The sequence below is a fragment of the Pseudoalteromonas sp. MMG012 genome (genome assembly GCF_018100875.1).
Classification (GTDB): domain Bacteria; phylum Pseudomonadota; class Gammaproteobacteria; order Enterobacterales; family Alteromonadaceae; genus Pseudoalteromonas; species Pseudoalteromonas aurantia.
Genome location: NZ_JAGJEF010000205.1, coordinates 1 through 912 on the forward strand (window position 1 = coordinate 1; position 912 = coordinate 912).

Below are 912 nucleotides of genomic sequence, written 5' to 3' on the forward strand. Positions count from 1 at the left end.
CAATATAGAAAAGCTACAAAACAGGATACATTAAGAAGAGTAGGGCCACTTTAACCAAAATAAAGCCACAAAGGCCCGCTGTTAAGACCGATAGAATCCCCCTCAAAGTACATAATGAAAATCAAAGTAGAAAGTCACTAAACGATTGAATCAAAATAGGAACTCGGCTATGGTTGAGGCATCAATAAAAAATAAATTAAAACGAGTAATTCTACAGGCTCGTTAGTGTTCAACGGTGAAGGAATCGAGTTTGGCGCATTATTATAAATTTTTCGGAAACCTTGTTGATTTGGATTGCATAATCCAAGACCTCAAATTGGTTTTATCTAAAACTGAAGATATTGATTTTCCAGAGCATGAAAACGGACTTATAGCTGACATTTTTCCTGATATCACTAGAAAAAGCTTTATTGTTTCATTGCTTATTACTTTAGACGAGCAGTTTAAGGTTTACTGTGGAATTCTTAAAGAAACCACAGGGCAAACACTAAAGTGGAATGAACTTAAAGGTTCAGCTTTAGAGCGTTTCCTAACTTATTCAACAAAGGTCTGTGGTTTTGCCACTGTCAGTGATAACTCATCAAAGCAATTACTTACTGGTTTAATCGAAGTGAGAAACTGTATTGTCCACAATAGTTCATGCCTAGACGGTTTTGGTAAAAGAAAGGTTATTGAGTCATTTGCAGCTCAAGTCGATGGTATAACTATTGAAGATGACATTGTTTATTTAAACGTAGAAGGCTGCATCAATTGTGCAGACTTAGTTTTTGGTTTTATGTCTAAAGCATATAATGTAGCTTTAGAGCAGTATCCAAAAGAACACTAACAAGAATTTAAAGCGGGACTGCTAACAGTTTGCTCGGTTTCGCTTCGCTACACATTTTAGCAAACTATTATCAGCCCCTTAAATGG

1 protein-coding gene is annotated in these 912 nt (G+C 35.7%); it reads left to right on the top strand.

Going from position 1 to position 912, the window contains the following annotated elements:
- Nucleotides 1–250: 250 nt before the first annotated feature.
- Entirely contained in the window at nt 251–826 is a 576-nt protein-coding gene (locus J8L97_RS23035; RefSeq protein ID WP_211053053.1) for a hypothetical protein, read from the top strand.
- Nucleotides 827–912: the final 86 nt, after the last annotated feature.